The sequence below is a fragment of the Frateuria sp. GZRe14 genome (assembly GCF_051900395.1).
Taxonomy (GTDB): Bacteria; Pseudomonadota; Gammaproteobacteria; order Xanthomonadales; family Rhodanobacteraceae; genus Frateuria_A; species Frateuria_A edaphi.
In genome coordinates this window covers 2,132,564-2,148,528 of the sequence record NZ_JBHZGJ010000001.1, presented here as the reverse complement: position 1 = coordinate 2,148,528, position 15,965 = coordinate 2,132,564, and the positions used below count along the sequence as shown (strand labels likewise).

Here is a 15,965-nt window from a genome sequence, read left to right as displayed (position 1 = left end):
CGCGACCCGAGCGCAGGCCCGAGTCAAACGGAGAGATGGCCGAGCGGTTTAAGGCACCGGTCTTGAAAACCGGCGAAGGGTCAAACCTTCCGTGGGTTCGAATCCCACTCTCTCCGCCATATTCCGGGACGGGACACCGCGCCGCCTGATTCGATCCACGCGGGGAGGTCCACCGCCGCCGATCACGCCCGCTGGGGCGGCGGGCAACGGCTGACCAATTCCGCCCGACATCTCGGCGCCAGACTGGTGGTTTCGAGAACGCCAGGCCGGCCAGGACGGGGAGAAGATCGGCCAATCTTCCAGGCGTGCGTGCACTGCCGCCGCAAGGTATCCGCAAACGGGATTCTCGCCGCATGGCGATCCGGTGCGGGGGTCTGCACCGGGACGTACCCTGGCATCCTCGATCTTTTTGGCTGGGTCGGGAAACCCGCAGAACGCATGTCTTTGTTTCCTTCGCAACGGTTCGCTCAAGTCCGATGCAGATGGCACATCCCGCTACACCGGCGTCTCCAGGGACGTGGCATCGCGTTGCGCGCATGCATTCCTTTTCAGCGGCACCGTAATCGTCACGGTCGTGCCGCTTTCGCCGGTCAGGGTTTCCGCATGACCGCCAAGCTGGGCGGTGAAAATCCGGATGAGCTTCGAACCAAGCCCACCGCCCTGGACCTTGCCGCGCATGCCAAGGCCGTGATCCCTGACCACGAGCCGCAGTCCGTCGCCTGCGCTATCAGCCCGTACTTCGACGGGACCGGGCGAACCGGCATAGGCGTACTTGGCCGCATTGGTCAGCAGTTCGGTGACCAGCAGTGCAAGGGTGACGGCAGTCTGGCTTGGAATGGCCGCGTCCGTGGCTTCGACCGCGACGCGGCCAGACCAGCCATCGCCCCACGAGAACATGAGATCGGCGCAGAGCTCCTTGAGATACGGTCCCAGACGAACATTCTGCGCGTCGCTGGATCGCCACAGGTGCCGGTGCACGGCGCTCACTGCCATCAACCGATTCACGGCGCCCTCGAACTGCCCGCGCACTTTGCGATCGCTGGTCTGGCGCGCCTGCAACTGAAGCATGGAGTTCACGATCTGCAGGCTGTTCTGTACCCGGTGATGTACTTCCTGCATCAACACGTTCTTCTGAGCAACCAACGACTGTTGTTCGGCCAGCGTGTCGCGCAGTCGACGGTTGAGCTCCCGGAGCGCCTGTTGCTGGAACAGGGCGGTCAATGAGCGCCCCAGCTGGCGCGCGGCGTTGACTTCGGCCCGCGACCAGCTGCGAGCCGTCTGGCGGACGGTCTCTGTCCAGGTGGCGAAAGAGGTCCGTGGCGTCGGCTCGGCCGGCCCGTCGTCGTAAAATTCGTGCGAGCTTCCCGCCCACCTGACAGGGAAGATTTCCTCGGCGCGGAACCACAACAGCACGATCGGATCGGGCGCGTCGATCGACGTTGCAAGCACGCCGCTCGCTTCCGTCGCATAGGCCGCCGCCGCGGCAAGCTCGCCCGGCAGCTGGTGGGTGGCGAACGCTTCATGGCGCAGCCGCTCCTCCAGCCATTGGGCGAGTGCCGCGGTTTCCGTTTCGCCCGGTGTCTGTCCGCGTAGCTCGGTCCGCCCGGCCGATACCAGCGCGACCCCGTCGCACGGAACCATCCCGGCCAGCCGGGCCAGATCGAGTTCCAACGGACGGTCCCTCTCGAGCGCCACGCGCATATCGTCGAGCCAGGCCGTCCTGAGATGTCGCAGGCTGGTGCTCTGGCGCTGGTGACGGGCTTCTTCGCGTGCCTCGATCTGGTGGGAAAACACCCGCGCCAGGTGCCGGCAAGCTTCGCGCATCTCATAGGCCATGTGCCTGGGCGTGCTGTGATGGCAGGCGACCAGGCCCCAGAGTTCGTTCTTCACCACTATCGAGATGGACATCGACGATGCCGCGCCCATGTTCCTCAGGTACTGCAGATGTATCGGCGGCGCGCTGCGCAGGGAGCAATCGCTGATATCGAGCGTTTGCGCTCCCTGGAACCCCGACGTTCGCAGGGGGGCAGGTACGTAGTTCGCATCAGGGATGATCCTGAACCGGTTCCTGAGATAGAGCCCGCGGGCCTCGCCTGGAATCTCGGAGCCCTGGAAGCGGTGGTTGAGCAGGGAAGGGAGCGCGTCGGAGCGAGACTCGCCGACCACCTCGCCGGCTTCGTCGTCCAGGAACCGGTAGACGAGGACGCGATCGTAGCCGGAGAGCCGGCGCACCTCGGCGGCCATGGTGCCGAAGAGTTCATCCGTTTCCCCCGGCAGATCCAGCGAGGCAATGGCGCGCGCCAGTTGCGACATGCTGTCGGCGGCCTCGGCGGGTGGCGTCGCCGCTGGCTCGAATTCGATGATGGCTCCCTCGCGATTGGGGTGCGCCGTGATATCCCAAGCACCGTTTCCCGGGGGCTCGGGATGCCACTTGACCACGTAGCCCTGCAGCCGCGGGTCGAGCCTTTCCATGATCTGTGCAAGCCCGAAGCCCTTGCTGTCGATCAGCGCGTCGACGGATTGCCCAAGCAAAGCTTCGGGTGCCACGCCGACAGCCCGCGATGTGTCGCCGGCAAGCTGCGTAACCACGCCCAGGCCGTCGAGCCAGAGCAGGGCGCCGTGTGGCTGTATCGCTGCGGGAACATGGATGAGCTCCCGGTCGAACAGGTTGTGGTGGTGTTCCTCGGGGGAATAACCCATGGGCTGGCCAGTAAGGCCGCTTGGCGTTTGCGGCGTGGGTTGCGGGCGTACGCTTCGCCTGGTGCGTTCAACGACGGGCGTGGCGTGAGAGTGCTCCCCGACTCTAGGTGAGTTGCGCCCGGAAGTATGTCCAATTGTGGACATAGAGCTGACGAGGTACTCACGCGAAAATTACCTGCAGCGCCTTGAGATAACGTCATAAGACCGTGGGCAAACGGCCCTCTCGTCGTGTGCACAGTCACGGCCATCAGGGGGTTTATGGCTAGCCAATACGAGCGTGCGCAATCACCCGGCGAGACGAGCGAGATCGCACCGCCGAACAATCTGCTGCGTGCGCTGCACCAGGACGATCTTGTCTTGCTCCAGCCCCACCTGGAGCCCCAGCGAGTGGAGGTGGGTCGCGTGCTCTTCGAGCCCGGCGATCAGGTGCGGCACGTCTACTTCCCTTGCGGTCCGACGCTGATCTCCTTCATGGTTTTGCTGGAAGACGGTCGCGGCATCGAAACCGCGCTGGTGGGCCGGGAGGGGGCGGTGGGTGGCATCGTCAGCCAGGGTCGGCTGCCCGCCTATTCGCGCACCGTGGTGCAATTTCCCGGCCCGTTGCTCAGGATGGGCGCACTGGAGCTCGAACAGGCCAAGAGCCGGTCGACGAGCCTGCGTCATCTGTTCGCCCGGTACGCGGACTGCCTCATGGCCCAGGTGTTCCAGTCCGTGGCCTGCAATGCGGCCCACTCGATCGAACAGCGGACGGCAAAATGGCTGGTCGCAGCGCTTGATCGCACGGGTGACCACGATGTGCCTCTCACGCAGGAGCAACTTGCGTCCATGCTCGGTGTCGGGCGCAGCTACATCAGCCGCGTGATCAAGCAGCTGAAGGACCGCGGCATCCTGGAAACCCGCCGCGGTGGCGTGCGCGTCACCGAGGCCGGTGGGCTCGACCGCATCGCCTGCGGCTGCAACCGGGCGGTCCGGTCGCACTTCGACGACGTACTGCGCGGGGTGTATCCAGGGGAGGAAGAGAGCGACGCGATCAAGGCAAGTGCCGGCGACCTGCAGCCCGGGTCGCGCATGCCTGGTTGATGGCATCTGGCCTTCCCACGGGGGAAGGGGGCTGCGACGGAAAGCGGGCGTGTCTCGCGGTCAGCAGGCCCGCGGTCGTCGAACGCGTCGCCTTTGTCATCGCCGAGCAAGAAATCTGCGGCAAGCTGCCGGCGTCTTCCAGCTCGGGTCCACGCATGCGAATCGAAGAACTTTTCGACCTGATGGGCGTGCTGGCGATCCTCGTGTTCCTTGCCCTGGTTCTTGGCTGGCTCGCATGTTCGGTCTCGGCCGTGCTGGCGTGATCCGGAGATCGCCGAAGGCCCCGGCGGCTGCCTACGCCCACAGCAGGATCAGATTTCCCCTACGGCGACCAATAGGGTGGCCCCTCATACTTCGCGCCAATCGGAGACAGTGCACGCCGGCCAGGCGTCAGCGGTTGCCGACAAGCCATCGCCCGCGGCGGCGACCGCTTCCTGTCACAAATACGGCGTAGCATGGCCCTCCCGCGGGCCGCTCGGTGTCATGACCATGGCCATTGACGAGAAGATCCAGGAAAGGTTGGCGCAGGCGCATCGCCTTTTGGCTCTCGAGATCGAGCATCGCGACCGGGTGCGGGCAGAACGCCTGGACGACTCGGATGCGGAGAAGGCCGTCCGGCTACGACAGGCCTGCATCGAGCGGATCCAGCAGGTGCTTGCCCGGCACCGCCCGATCATTCGGCTCCGGACGGGTTGACCGCCGCCGGGTAGCGCTTCAACAGCCACGCCAGCACCGGCGGCGTGACCATTGCGGTGAGCAGCGACATGGCCACGATCACCGCGTAGATGCGGTCGCTGAACACGCCCGCCGCGAGGCCGAGGCTCGCCACCACCACACCTACCTCGCCGCGCGGCACCATCCCGAAGCCGACGATGGTCGCGGCGCGTCGGCCCAACGCCAGCGAGCCGAGCCAGCCGCCAACGAGCTTGGAAACGATCGCGATCACGGTGACGATCGCCAGCATCCCCATGGCCTCGGCGCTGGCCAGCTGGGCCAGGTCGATCTTGCTGCCGGTGATGACGAAGAAGAACGGCGTGAGCAACGCCAGCAGCGGTTGGGTCTGTTTCTCCAGCGTATGCTGTTGGTGCGTCTCCGAGGCGATCATGCCGGCGAGGAAGGCGCCGATGATCGCCGCCAGGCCCAGCAGGGTAGAGAGCCAAGCCAGGCCCAGGCAGATCGCCAGCACGATCGCCAGCGGCGAGTGGGCGCTATGCGGTTTCTCCAGCCACCCGGAGTTCCAGCGCATCACGCGCGCGCCGCCAAGCCCGACGAGCACGATGAAGCCGACCGCGCTGCCCAGCACCACCAGCAGCTTGACCGGCTCGAAGCCCTGGCCGCCCTGCAGTGACACCACCACGCCGAGCAGCAGCATGGCCAGAATGTCGTCGATCACCGCGGCGCCCAGGATGACCTTGCTTTCGACGCGCTGCAGCGCACCCAGTTCCTGCAGTACGCGCGCGGTAATGCCTGCGGAGGTGGCGACGAAGGCGGCGGCGATGAACAGCGACTTGCCCCAGGGAAAGCCGCTGCCGTGCGCCCATACCCCGCCCATGGCGAAAGGAACCAGCACGCCCAGCAATCCGACCAGGAAGGCGACCTTGCCGACTTTCTTCAGGTCGTCCAGTCGCGTTTCCAGTCCGACGGAAAACAACAACAGCACGACACCGATTTCGGCCAGCACGTCCAGCGGCGTGCCGGGCAGGATCTGGTCCGGACTGATCCAGCCGAGCAGGGAAGGTCCGATCACGCAGCCGGCCGCGATCTCGCCCACCACGCCCGGAAGCCTGAGTCGCTGGGCGATCTCGGCGCCGATCTGGGCGGCGACGAAGACCAGGAACAGGGTGAGCAGGATGTCGCTGGCGTGGTGCATGGAGTTCCTTGGTGGCGATTGCATGTGACAGGCGGCGACCGGCGCATGACGGTCGCGCACAGGGTGCGCCCCCTACGGGGTTTTACGTGCCGTTGAGCGCAAGGTGAAGGGCGATGCTCGCCCCGTAGCCGAGCGCGATCGCCCAGCTCCAGCGCAGGTGGCTCATGAAGGTGTAACGGCCGCCGGAAGCTCCCATCAACGCCACGCCGGCGGCCGAGCCGACCGAGAGCAGGCTGCCGCCCACGCCGGCGGTAAGGGTGATCAGCAGCCATTGCGACGCGTCCATCGGCGGGTCCATCTGCAGCACCGCGTACATGATCGGGATGTTGTCGATCACCGCCGAGAGCACGCCCATGGCGGTGTTGGCCAGGGTCGCGCCGAGCGAGCCGTAGAGCGTGTGCGAAGCCAGTTCCAGGTAGCCCAGCGCGGCCAGCCCGCCGACGCAGCCGAACACGCCGTAGAAGAACAGCAGCGTGTCCCATTCAGCGTTGGCGATGATGCGGAAGATCGAGTACGGCTCCTCTTCCACGCCTTGCGCCAGCGCATATCGACGCTGGCTGCGATCGATGCGCGAAGCGAGCAGGTTGAGCAACGCCAGTCCCGTGAGCATGCCGTACGCCGCTGGCATCCCGAGCCATTGCCTGCCCATCACGGTGATCGCGATGGTCAGGGCGAAAGTGAGGCAGATGCCAACGCCGCCGGGTTTGACGCGCACGCGACCGGGCAGGGATTCCGGTAATCCTTTCGGCAACGCGAAATGCATCGCGACCGCCGGCACCAGCCAGTTGACCAGCGCGGGCGGGAAGAGGCGGAAGAAATCGAAGAATTCGGCCTTGTGCGCCTGCCACACCATCAGCGTGGTGATGTCGCCGAACGCGCTCCACGCGCCACCGGCGTTGGCCGCGACCACCAGGTTGATCAGCGAAAGCGTGGCAAAACGCGCCTGTCCGCCGCCCACCGCCAACACCACCGCCGACATCACCAGCGCGGTAGTCAGGTTGTCCAGCACGGGCGACAGGAAGAACGCGATGGTGCCGGTGATCCAGAACAGCGCGCGGTAACCCAGCCGCCGGCGCGTCAACTGCGCGCGCAGCGCTTCGAACACGTTGCGCTCGCCCATCGCGGTGACGTAGGTCATCGCAACTACCAGGAAAAAGAAGATTTCCGCGTACTCCAGGAACATCGCCTGAAAGGCATCGCGTGCGGCAACCGAGCCGCCGCCGTCATCGCGCGTTTCCCAGGCGATGAGGCCCCAGATCAGCGCCGCGGCCAGCATCACCGGCTTGGACTTGGCGATCTGGATGCGTTCCTCCAGCACCACCGCCACATAGGCGAGCACGAACAGCGCCAGCGCCAGCCAGCCGACCGGATGGCCGGTCAGATGGAAATTCGCGCCGGATTCGGCGGCGACGGCCGAGACGGGGAAGACCCCGCCCAGCGTGGCGAGGAACAATGTCGAACGCATTGGATCGCTTTCCTTGGGAACGCCGGTCAAGCCTATCAGGCGCGTGCTCGTCGACCGCGCCTCAGGCGGGCAGTTCCCTGCGTGCCGGACGGTCGGCCCGAAGACGGCTGAACACCCGGCTGGCCGAGGCCGTGACCACCGCCAGGATCAGGACCGTCCATCGGAACGCGGCCACGTAATCGGAGTGTGCGTGGCCCTGCAATAGCGACTCCATCAGGAGCGTGGCCAGCGCAATGCCGAAGCTCATCGACAGGTATTGCGCGGTGGATGCCATCGACGACGCCATCGAGGCGTGCTTGATGTCCAGGTCGTGATAAATCAGCGTGTTCATCGCCGTGTACTGCAGGCCGCCGAAGCTGCCGTAGAGGAACACCATCGCCGCGATCAACCACGCCGGCGTGTCACGGCCGAAGGTAGCGAACGAGGCCAGCAGCATCGCCACGATCAACGTGTTGCCGATCAGCAGGCGGCGATAGCCCAGCCGCGCCAGCGCGCGATTGACGATCCACTTGGCGCTGATCGAACCCAACGCCTGCGGCACCATCATCAGGCCCGCCATCAGCGCCGACCAGCCGCAGCCGACCTGCAGGAACAACACCAGCAGCAGGAACATGCCGGAGATGCCCAGCCGGGTGAACAGGTTGCCGGCCAGCGCCACCCATACGCTGCGCACCTTCAACAACGACAGGTCGGCCACCGGGAACGCCGTGCGCCGGCTGTGCCAGACGTAGATCACGCCGATCAGCAGCGCCAGCGCCGTGCATTCGACGATGCGCGCCCAGGCCACGTGCTCGCCGCCGACCAGCTCCGAGGCCGTCAGCAGCAGTGCCGAAGCGGCCGCGAACAGCAGAAACCCGAGCAGGTCGAAGCGGTTGGCATGGCGCATCCGGTACTCGGGCATGTCCTGCTTGTTCATCCACAGGCCGCAGATGCCCACCGGCACGTTGATCAGGAAGATCAGCCGCCAGGACGTGAACTCCACCAGCGCGCCGCCCAGCAGGGGCCCCAGCACCGAACCGAGCAGGCCGAAGGTAGCCACCGTGCTCATCACCGCCACGAACTCGTGCTTGGCGATGCTGCGCACGAGCACGTAGCGGCCCACCGGCATCAACGCCGCACCGCCGACGCCCTGCATGACGCGCGCGGCCACCAATTGGGGCAACGTCTGCGCGACGCCGCAGAACAGCGAGCCCACGCCGAACACCGCAATGGCGGCGCCAAAGACCTTGCGCGTGCCGAAGCGGTCGCACAGCCACGGACTGGCCGGGATCAGGATCGCCAGGGTCAGCACGTAGCTGGTAAGCGCGCTTCGCATGCCCAGCGGGGTGACGCCCAGGGCATTGGCCATGGCGGGCACGGCGGTATTGACGATGGTCGAATCCAGCGCCTGCATGAAGAAGGCCGCCGAGACCAACCAGATCAGGCCGCGAAACCGTTCGCGCGAGGATTCTTCGACCGGCTCGCCCGCGTGCAGGGGAGGGGCGGGCGTGACGGCATCGTTCGGCATGGGGGCGCATGATACGGGCCCGGCTGCCTCTGATGCGTGCACGATCGCGGGTCCGTGACGGGCTTGCCTTTTTGTGCCGTCGTCACCAGATTCCACTTGGAACCTGCGCCTTGCGCGCATCCCTGTCTGAAAGCGCGCCGGCATGACCGCCGGCTTTTCCCGTGGAGAATCCCATGAGCCGGCCTGCCATCGTCCTGTCCCGCCTGGATGTCGAACGCATCGAGAATCTGCTCGATCGCCTGCCAGCCGGCGAGGCGCAGAAGCACGCGTCGCTGCGGTCGGAGCTGGAACGGGCGGAAGTGCGCGAGCCGGCGCAGATGCCTGCCGACGTGGTCACCATGAACTCCACGGTGACCTTCAGCGAAGAGGGCACCGGCGAACGCATCACCATGTCGCTGGTGTATCCCGGCGCCGCGGGCAAGCCCGGCACGGTGTCGATCCTCGCCCCCGTTGGCAGTGCCTTGCTGGGACTGGCGCGCGGCCAGGAGATCGACTGGCCGATGCCGGGCGGGCGGCCCCGGCACCTGCGCGTCATGGAAGTGGACTACCAGCCCGAGGCCTCCGGCCACCTGCATCGCTGAGCGCAGGCCGATCCACCCTCATGGTTTGAAGTGGTGCACGTAGCCCACGCTGAAACCGCCGGGTAGCCAGCCCACGACCAGCGGCGAGTCGCGCCGGGTCGCCCACAGGCCAACCCCGGTGCCGATCAGTGCGCCGACCAGCACGTCGCTCTGCCAATGCGCGTGCACCTTCATGCGCGCGACGGCGTCATAGGCCGGGAGCAGGGCCAGCGCATAGACCGCCGGGTGTTCGTCGCCGTAATTGGCGATGAAGGGCGTGACGGCGGCGGAGAGTGCAGCCACCTCGCCACTTGGGAAGCTCTGGCCGTGCTTGAAGAAGCGGTTCGGATCGTCCGTCTGCGAAGGACGCTCGCGACGGAAGGTGTACTTCAATGCCTGCGTGCCTACGCCGCTGATGACCATGGCGTCGACCGAGCGCCAGAAGGTGTCGCCGAGCTTGTCGTCGTCGCCGAAGGCGATGGCGCCGGCGCCGATGGTGACGATGCTGCCGTACAACAGCGCCTTCTGGTTGCTGCGCTTCCAGATGCCGCTGTTGTCGTAGTGCAGGCGGTGGTCGATGCCGAGCGGGCCGCCGCTGGCAAAAACAGGCCCCGAGGCCAGGAAAAGCACGCAGGCAAACCACTGGAAAGGACGCACGGCCCACCTCCCGCGGCGGCAAGAGGCCACCGGCACCGGCACGCTAGCGCCGCGCGCTTTCGGTTCCCTTAGCGACGGCCTGCCGCACATACGGGCGTGTCGCTACACTCGCGCCATGCATCCGAACACTCCCGACTGGCGGGTCCGCGCCGCCGAACTGCGCGAGCGCATCGAACAGGCCAACTACTGCTACCACGTCCTCGACGAGCCGGAGATCACCGACGCCGAGTACGACGCACTGATGCGCGAACTGGAAGCGCTCGAACTCGCGCACCCGGAGCTGGCCACGCCCGACTCGCCCACCCGCCGCGTCGGCGCCCGCGCCCACGGCGGCTTTGCCGAGGTGCGCCACGCGTTGCCGATGCTGTCGCTCGGCAACGCCTTCGAGCAGGAGGGCGACACCGAGCGCGAGCGCTTCCGCGAGATCGCCGAGTTCGAACGGCGCGTCGAGCAGACGCTCGACCGGCGCGAACCGGTGTTCTCGGTCGAGCCCAAGCTCGACGGCCTGGCGATCAGCCTGCGCTATGAGCAGGGCGCGTTCGTGCAGGGCGCCACGCGCGGTGACGGCGAGACCGGCGAGGACGTCACCGCCAATCTGCGTACAGTGCGAGCGATCCCGCTCAGGTTGCGCGGTACCGGCTGGCCCGGCGTACTGGAGGTGCGTGGCGAAGTGATCATGCTGCGCAAGGATTTCGAAGCGTTCAACGATTACGCCCGCACGCACGGAGAGAAGCCCCTGGCGAACCCGCGCAACGGCGCGGCCGGCTCGCTGCGCCAGCTCGATCCGGCGATCACCGCGAAGCGCAGGCTGAGTTTCTTCGCCTATGCGGTCGGCGTGGTCGAGGGCGGGGAGCTGCCGGCGACCCACTCGCTGACGCTCGCATGCCTGCGCAAGTGGGGTTTCCCGGTCTCGCCCGAGGCGGACGTGGCGCGCGGGTTCGATGGTCTGATCGCCTACTACAAGCGCATCGGCGCCAGGCGTGACGCACTGCCTTACGACATCGACGGCGTGGTCTACAAGCTGGACGACTACGAAGGCCAGCGCGAGATGGGCTTTGTTTCCCGCGCGCCGCGCTGGGCCATCGCGCACAAGTTCCCGGCGCAGGAACAGAGCACGCAGGTCGAGGCGATCGAGATCCAGATCGGCCGTACCGGGGCGGCCACACCGGTCGCGCGGCTCACGCCGGTGCAGGTGGCGGGTGTCACCGTCACCAACGCCACCCTCCACAACGCCGACCAGATCGCGCGGCTGGACGTGCGCGTGGGCGACACGGTGATCGTGCGCCGCGCCGGCGACGTGATCCCCGAGGTCGTGCGCGTGCAGACCGAACATCGACCTGCCGGCACGCACCCGTGGACGATGCCGGCGCGATGCCCGGTGTGCGGCTCGGCGCTGATGCGCGAAGAGGGCGAGGCGGCCTGGCGTTGCAGTGGCGGCCTGGTCTGCCCGGCGCAGCGCAAGGAAGCGCTGATCCACTTCGCGTCGCGTCGTGCGATGGACATCGAAGGCCTGGGCAGTCGCTTCGTCGATGCCCTGGTCGAACTGGACATGGTGCGCACGCCGGCCGATCTGTACGACCTGACGGTCGAGCGCTTCGTGGCCATGAAGCAGACCATCGACGAGCGAGAGGGCACCACACCGGAAACCGTCAAGGCCGGCAAGATCGCCACGAAGTGGGCGGAAAACCTGGTCGAGGGCATCGACGCCAGCCGGCGCACCACGCTGCCGCGCTTCCTGTTCGCGCTGGGCATCATGCACATCGGTGAAAGCACCGCGCGCACGCTGGCTACATGGCTCGGCAGCCTGGACATGGTGCGCAGCATGCCAGCGGCCGTGCTGCGCGCGCTGCCGGACATCGGCGAGGAAGTGGCGTCTTCCATTGCCGGTTTCTTCGCACAGGAAGGCAACCAGCGCGTGGTCGATGCGCTGCTGGCCGCGGGCATCACTTTCGCCGACGAAACGCCGCCATCCCCGCGCCTGCGCGAGAAGCTTGGCCTGGCCGCGCTGCTCGACCACGCGAAGGTGTCCAAGCTCGGACCCAAGAGCACGCAACTTCTGGTGGAGCACTTCCCCACGCTCGATCGCCTTATCGCAGCGGGTGAGGCGCAATGGATCACCCACGGCCTGCCGCAGGCCGCGGCCAGCAATCTTGCGGCCTTCCTGGCCGACGAAACCGGCCTCGCGCCGTTGCGCGACGCCGAAGCGGCCATCCAGCGCCTGCTTGCCGCCGTTCCGCAGGCCGACGTCAGCGCCGCGCCGCTGGAGGGGCAGACCGTCGTCCTCACGGGCACGCTGCCCACGCTGAGCCGCGACGAAGCCAAGCAGCGGCTGGAGGCGCTAGGTGCCAAGGTGGCGGGCTCGGTATCGAAGAAAACCTCGTTCGTGGTGGCGGGCGAGGCGGCCGGTTCCAAACTCGACAAGGCGCAGGAGCTCGGCGTGCCGGTGTGGGACGAAGCGCAGTTGCTGGCGTTGCTGGCGGAGCATGAGGCGTCATGACAGGCGCAGTCATGCGCGTTGCGCGAGCGTGCCGTGATATCGATGCGATCGCCGCCCAGTACGTCGGCGGACTCGGCTTCGACGTGCTTTCCTCGTTTCGGGATCACGAAGGCTTCGACGGGATCATCCTCGGGCATCCGCGTGGGCCCTACCACCTGGAGTTCATCCGCGATCACCGGGCGCCGCCGCCGCCGCCATCGCCACACGAGGAACAACTGCTGGTCTTCTATCTGGACGAGGTGGTGGACTGGCAGCGCCGCTGCGACGCGATGCTTGCGGCAGGGTTCACTGTCGTGCAGAACGCCAACCCGTTCTGGGAGAGGAACGGCCGCACGTTCATGGATATGGAAGGTGGCCGGGTGGTGCTGCATCGCGGTGCCTGGCCTCGATGAACACGCATTCTCCGCAAGAGGCGTTGCACCTGCGTGCCGGGCTCTACCGGCTGCTGCGTACCTTCTTTTTCGAACGCGACGTGCTCGAGGTCGAAACGCCCATCCTTTCCGCCGCCGGCAATACCGAGCCCAACATCGAAAGCTTCACCACGGTATTCCATGGGCATGTGGACGCCGGCGTGCGCGAGCGGTGGCTGCGCACGTCGCCCGAATACCCGCTGAAACGCCTGCTCGCGGCCGGCCTGGGTGACTGTTACGAGCTGGGCCGCGTGTTCCGCAACGGCGAGGCGGGCGGGCGGCACAATCCCGAGTTCACCATGCTCGAGTGGTACCGCGTCGGCTGGGACCATCGGCGACTGGCGGGAGAGGCCATCGAATTGGTGCAGGCCGCGCTCGCCCTCGTTGGCCGCCGCGCCGAAGTGCGGGCGTGCAGCTATCGGGAGCTGTTCCTCGACGCGCTGGGCCTGGATCCGCTCACCGCGCCGCTCGAAGCGCTGAAGCAGGCGCTGGGCCGGTCCAGCATCGACCCGCAAGGCCTCACCCGCGACGACTGGCTGGACCTGCTCATCACCCATCGCCTGCAACCGGATTTTCCGCGCGAGCGCATGACGCTCATTTACGACTACCCGGCCAGCCAGTGCGCGCTGGCCCGGGTCCGTCGCGACGACCCGCCGGTGGCCGAACGTTTCGAGCTCTACCTCGGCCCCTACGAGCTGGCCAACGGTTACCACGAACTCAACGATGCCGCCGAGCAGCGCGCGCGCTTCGAACGCGACAACTCGCGGCGCCGCGCCCGCAACCAGCGCGAGGTGCCGATCGACGAGCGCTTGCTGGCCGTCCTAGACGCGATGCCCGACTGCGCCGGCGTTGCGCTGGGTGTCGAACGATTGCTGATGTGCCTGGCCGGCACCGACGCGATCGCCGACGTGCTGGCGTTTCCTTTCGCCAGGGCGTGATGGGACGTTGACGGGCGGAGGTGTCGTGCGCACAGTGGCCGCTTCCGTCCCTACCGAGATAACCGATGCGCCCGAGCGTGCCCGGCATCCTGCTGATCGTCATCGGCATCCTGTTCCTGTTGCGCAACCTGGGTTTCGACCTGCACCTCGGCGAGCTCTTCGCCACCTGGTGGCCGCTGGCGCTGGTAGCACTGGGCGCAGGCATGATGTTCAAGAACGCTCGCGGCTGACGGCGAGCGGCCGGGGGATCGCATGAACGCATCGACGCTTGCCTTGAATGCCGGGCGCCTCCGGCGTGCGGACATGCGCACGCTGGCGCTGGCGGCGCTCGGTGGCGCGCTGGAGTTCTACGACTTCGTGGTGTTCGTGTTTTTCGCGATTCCGCTCAGCAAGCTGTTCTTTCCGCCCGACAGCGCGGCGTGGCTCGCGCAGGTCAAGATCTACGGCATTTTTGCCGCCGGCTATCTCGCGCGCCCGCTCGGCGGCATCGTGATGGCGCACTACGGCGACAAGCTCGGGCGCAAGCGGATGTTCACGCTGAGCGTGTTCCTGATGGCGCTGCCTACGCTGGGTATCGGTCTGCTGCCGGTCTACGCGCAGATCGGCATGCTGGCGCCGTTGCTGCTGTTGCTGTTGCGGGTGGTGCAGGGGATCGCCGTGGGTGGCGAGGTGCCGGGGGCGTGGGTGTTCGTCGCCGAGCACGTGCCACCGCAAAGGGTGGGCTTTGCCTGCGCCAGCCTGACCTCCGGGCTCACCGTGGGTATCCTGATCGGCTCGCTGGTCGCCGCGGGCCTCAACCGGTCACTCTCGCCGGACGCACTGCTTGATTACGGTTGGCGGTTGCCGTTCCTGATCGGCGGCGTGTTCGGCTTCCTGGCGGTGTGGCTGCGCCGCTGGCTCAGCGAGACGCCGGTGTTCGAGGCCATGCACGCGCGACGCGAACTGGTCGCCGGGCTGCCGCTGGCGCAGGTGGCCGCACGACACCAGCGCGCGGTCCTGCTCTCGATGCTGGTGACCTGGATGCTGACCGCGGCGATCGTGGTGCTGATCCTGATGACACCCTCGCTGGTGCAGTCCGTGTTCCACGTCGCGCCGGCACGGGCGTTCCTGGGCAACAACGTGGCGTCGTTCGCGCTGGCGGTGGGCTGCCTCTTCTATGGCGGCGTGTCGGACCGCATCGGGCCGGCGCGGGCGCTGCTGTTCGGTGCGGCCGGGCTGCTGATGGCCGCGTACGCGTTGTACATGGACCTGGCGGCGGGCGGCGCGCATTTCGTGATGTTGTACGCCCTCGCTGGGTTCGCGGTGGGCGTGGTCGGCGTGGTGCCGGTGCTGATGGTGCTGGCATTTCCGCCGGCCGTGCGATTCTCGGGGCTGTCGGCCTCGTACAACGTCGCCTATGCGCTGTTCGGTGGCCTGACGCCGCCTTTGATCGGGCTGCTGGTGAAGCGCTTCGGGGTGCTGGCGCCGGCGCACTACGTGGCGGCGACGGCGGTGCTCGGGATGGTGGTGGCGCTGGTGCTGCTGCGTCGCCAGCGCGTACCCCTTTAAGGCGCTCTTACAGCGCTGCGGCTAGAACTCGAGTTCCTGCGCGGCGCACAGGTAATCGACCATCGGCGCCACGCGCCGGAAGCTCTCCACCGCCCACGGCAGCAGTTCCGACGAACAGGCGAAAGCGTCGTCGAAGTTCTCACCGGCGGCAAAATCCTTGCGCTTGAGATCGTCGATCAGTTCGTGATCCGGATCGAAGCCCCGCGGCGGGCGACTCAGGCTCTCGCCCCAGAAGCTCAAGCCCTGGAAGGATTTGCCGCGAGTGGCGCGCTTCCAGGCTTCGGGGTTGTCGGCGAGGAAGCCACGGATGTTCTTGAGCGTGTCCGCTTCCGGATGCCACATGCCGCCGCCTGCGAAGCAGTCGCCCGGCTCGATGTGCAGGTAGAACGACGGCGCCGGGATCTCGTGGCGGCGCGCGTGGAAGAAGCGCGACCCTTGCCAGGTCTTGTAAGGCAGCTTGTTGTTGGAAAAACGCGTATCGCGGTGGATGCGGAACAGCGAGCCGCCGTTCTTGCGTGCGTCGGCGCGATAGTGCGGACTGATCTTTCCCAGCGGCGCGGCCATGTCGGCGATCAGCGCCAGGAACGGCTCGCGCACGTGGCGCTCGTAGTCGGGCTTGTGTGCCGCGAACCATTCGCGGCTGTTGTTGCGGCCGAGGGCACGCAGGAAGCGGAAAGTGGCGGGGGTGAAGTAGGGCTGTGGCATCGGCCGATTATCGGTCATTCGTGTTCGC

General features: G+C 67.0%; 14 protein-coding genes and 1 tRNA gene. 9 read left to right on the top strand and 6 right to left on the bottom strand.

Features of this window, described 5'->3' with window-relative positions:
- The first annotated feature begins 29 nt into the window (after nucleotides 1–29).
- A tRNA-Ser gene (locus tag ACFWZ1_RS09815) sits at nucleotides 30–119 on the top strand.
- A gap of 376 nt (nucleotides 120–495) precedes the next feature.
- Here ACFWZ1_RS09815 and ACFWZ1_RS09810 read toward each other — a convergent pair.
- Complete coding sequence (locus ACFWZ1_RS09810) at nucleotides 496–2,700, bottom strand: histidine kinase dimerization/phosphoacceptor domain -containing protein (protein ID WP_439666282.1); 2,205 nt, start codon at nucleotides 2,698–2,700, stop codon at nucleotides 496–498.
- Between the two features lie 258 nt (nucleotides 2,701–2,958).
- Here ACFWZ1_RS09810 and ACFWZ1_RS09805 point away from each other — a divergent pair, with 258 nt between their 5' ends.
- Both ACFWZ1_RS09805 and ACFWZ1_RS09800 read left to right on the top strand, forming a co-directional pair.
- Nucleotides 2,959–3,780 (top strand): Crp/Fnr family transcriptional regulator, encoded by an 822-nt coding sequence (locus ACFWZ1_RS09805; RefSeq protein WP_439666281.1) that lies wholly within the window; start codon nucleotides 2,959–2,961, stop codon nucleotides 3,778–3,780.
- Nucleotides 3,781–4,263: 483 nt separating this feature from the next.
- On the top strand, nucleotides 4,264–4,476 hold the full coding sequence (locus ACFWZ1_RS09800) for a hypothetical protein (protein WP_231320297.1): 213 nt from the start codon (nucleotides 4,264–4,266) through the stop codon (nucleotides 4,474–4,476).
- Here ACFWZ1_RS09800 and ACFWZ1_RS09795 read toward each other — a convergent pair.
- The 3 genes from ACFWZ1_RS09795 to ACFWZ1_RS09785 all read right to left on the bottom strand — a co-directional run bounded on the left by ACFWZ1_RS09795 (nucleotide 4,454) and on the right by ACFWZ1_RS09785 (nucleotide 8,622).
- On the bottom strand, nucleotides 4,454–5,650 hold the full coding sequence (locus tag ACFWZ1_RS09795) for a cation:proton antiporter (protein ID WP_439666280.1): 1,197 nt from the start codon (nucleotides 5,648–5,650) through the stop codon (nucleotides 4,454–4,456). The genes ACFWZ1_RS09800 and ACFWZ1_RS09795 overlap by 23 nt on opposite strands.
- Before the next feature lie 82 nt (nucleotides 5,651–5,732).
- The gene (gene nhaD, locus ACFWZ1_RS09790) at nucleotides 5,733–7,115 is read right to left on the bottom strand and encodes a sodium:proton antiporter NhaD (RefSeq protein WP_439666279.1); all 1,383 of its coding nucleotides are present in this window, start codon (nucleotides 7,113–7,115) and stop codon (nucleotides 5,733–5,735) included.
- A gap of 61 nt (nucleotides 7,116–7,176) precedes the next feature.
- Nucleotides 7,177–8,622, bottom strand: coding sequence for an MFS transporter (locus ACFWZ1_RS09785; protein WP_439666278.1), 1,446 nt, complete (start codon nucleotides 8,620–8,622; stop codon nucleotides 7,177–7,179).
- Between the two features lie 173 nt (nucleotides 8,623–8,795).
- On the opposite strand from ACFWZ1_RS09785, the gene rnk reads away from it, so the two are divergent.
- Nucleotides 8,796–9,203 carry a nucleoside diphosphate kinase regulator gene (rnk, locus tag ACFWZ1_RS09780; protein WP_231320290.1) on the top strand — a complete coding sequence of 136 codons (408 nt, stop codon included), beginning with the start codon at nucleotides 8,796–8,798 and terminating at the stop codon, nucleotides 9,201–9,203.
- 18 nt (nucleotides 9,204–9,221) lie between these two features.
- Here rnk and ACFWZ1_RS09775 read toward each other — a convergent pair whose 3' ends face one another.
- Nucleotides 9,222–9,839 carry a phosphatase PAP2 family protein gene (locus ACFWZ1_RS09775; RefSeq protein ID WP_231320289.1) on the bottom strand — a complete coding sequence of 206 codons (618 nt, stop codon included), beginning with the start codon at nucleotides 9,837–9,839 and terminating at the stop codon, nucleotides 9,222–9,224.
- A gap of 115 nt (nucleotides 9,840–9,954) precedes the next feature.
- Between ACFWZ1_RS09775 and ligA the strand changes: the two genes are divergently transcribed.
- The 5 genes from ligA (at nucleotide 9,955) to ACFWZ1_RS09750 (ending at nucleotide 15,232) form a co-directional block, all read left to right on the top strand.
- Complete coding sequence (ligA, locus tag ACFWZ1_RS09770) at nucleotides 9,955–12,336, top strand: NAD-dependent DNA ligase LigA (protein ID WP_439666277.1); 2,382 nt, start codon at nucleotides 9,955–9,957, stop codon at nucleotides 12,334–12,336.
- 11 nt (nucleotides 12,337–12,347) lie between these two features.
- Nucleotides 12,348–12,728: a VOC family protein gene (locus tag ACFWZ1_RS09765; RefSeq protein WP_439666276.1), complete on the top strand. Its 381-nt coding sequence runs from the start codon at nucleotides 12,348–12,350 to the stop codon at nucleotides 12,726–12,728.
- Complete coding sequence (epmA, locus tag ACFWZ1_RS09760) at nucleotides 12,725–13,684, top strand: EF-P lysine aminoacylase EpmA (protein WP_439666275.1); 960 nt, start codon at nucleotides 12,725–12,727, stop codon at nucleotides 13,682–13,684. The genes ACFWZ1_RS09765 and epmA overlap by 4 nt, the downstream gene beginning before the upstream one ends.
- Before the next feature lie 65 nt (nucleotides 13,685–13,749).
- The gene (locus ACFWZ1_RS09755; protein WP_231320285.1) at nucleotides 13,750–13,914 is read left to right on the top strand and encodes a LiaI-LiaF-like domain-containing protein; all 165 of its coding nucleotides are present in this window, start codon (nucleotides 13,750–13,752) and stop codon (nucleotides 13,912–13,914) included.
- 22 nt (nucleotides 13,915–13,936) lie between these two features.
- Entirely contained in the window at nucleotides 13,937–15,232 is a 1,296-nt protein-coding gene (locus tag ACFWZ1_RS09750) for an MFS transporter (protein ID WP_439666274.1), read from the top strand.
- Between the two features lie 21 nt (nucleotides 15,233–15,253).
- Here the strand turns inward: ACFWZ1_RS09750 and ACFWZ1_RS09745 are convergent, their stop codons facing one another.
- A complete protein-coding gene (locus tag ACFWZ1_RS09745) occupies nucleotides 15,254–15,937 on the bottom strand; it encodes a DUF2461 domain-containing protein (RefSeq protein WP_439666892.1) in 684 nt (227 codons plus the stop codon).
- Between the last annotated feature and the right edge of the window lie 28 nt (nucleotides 15,938–15,965).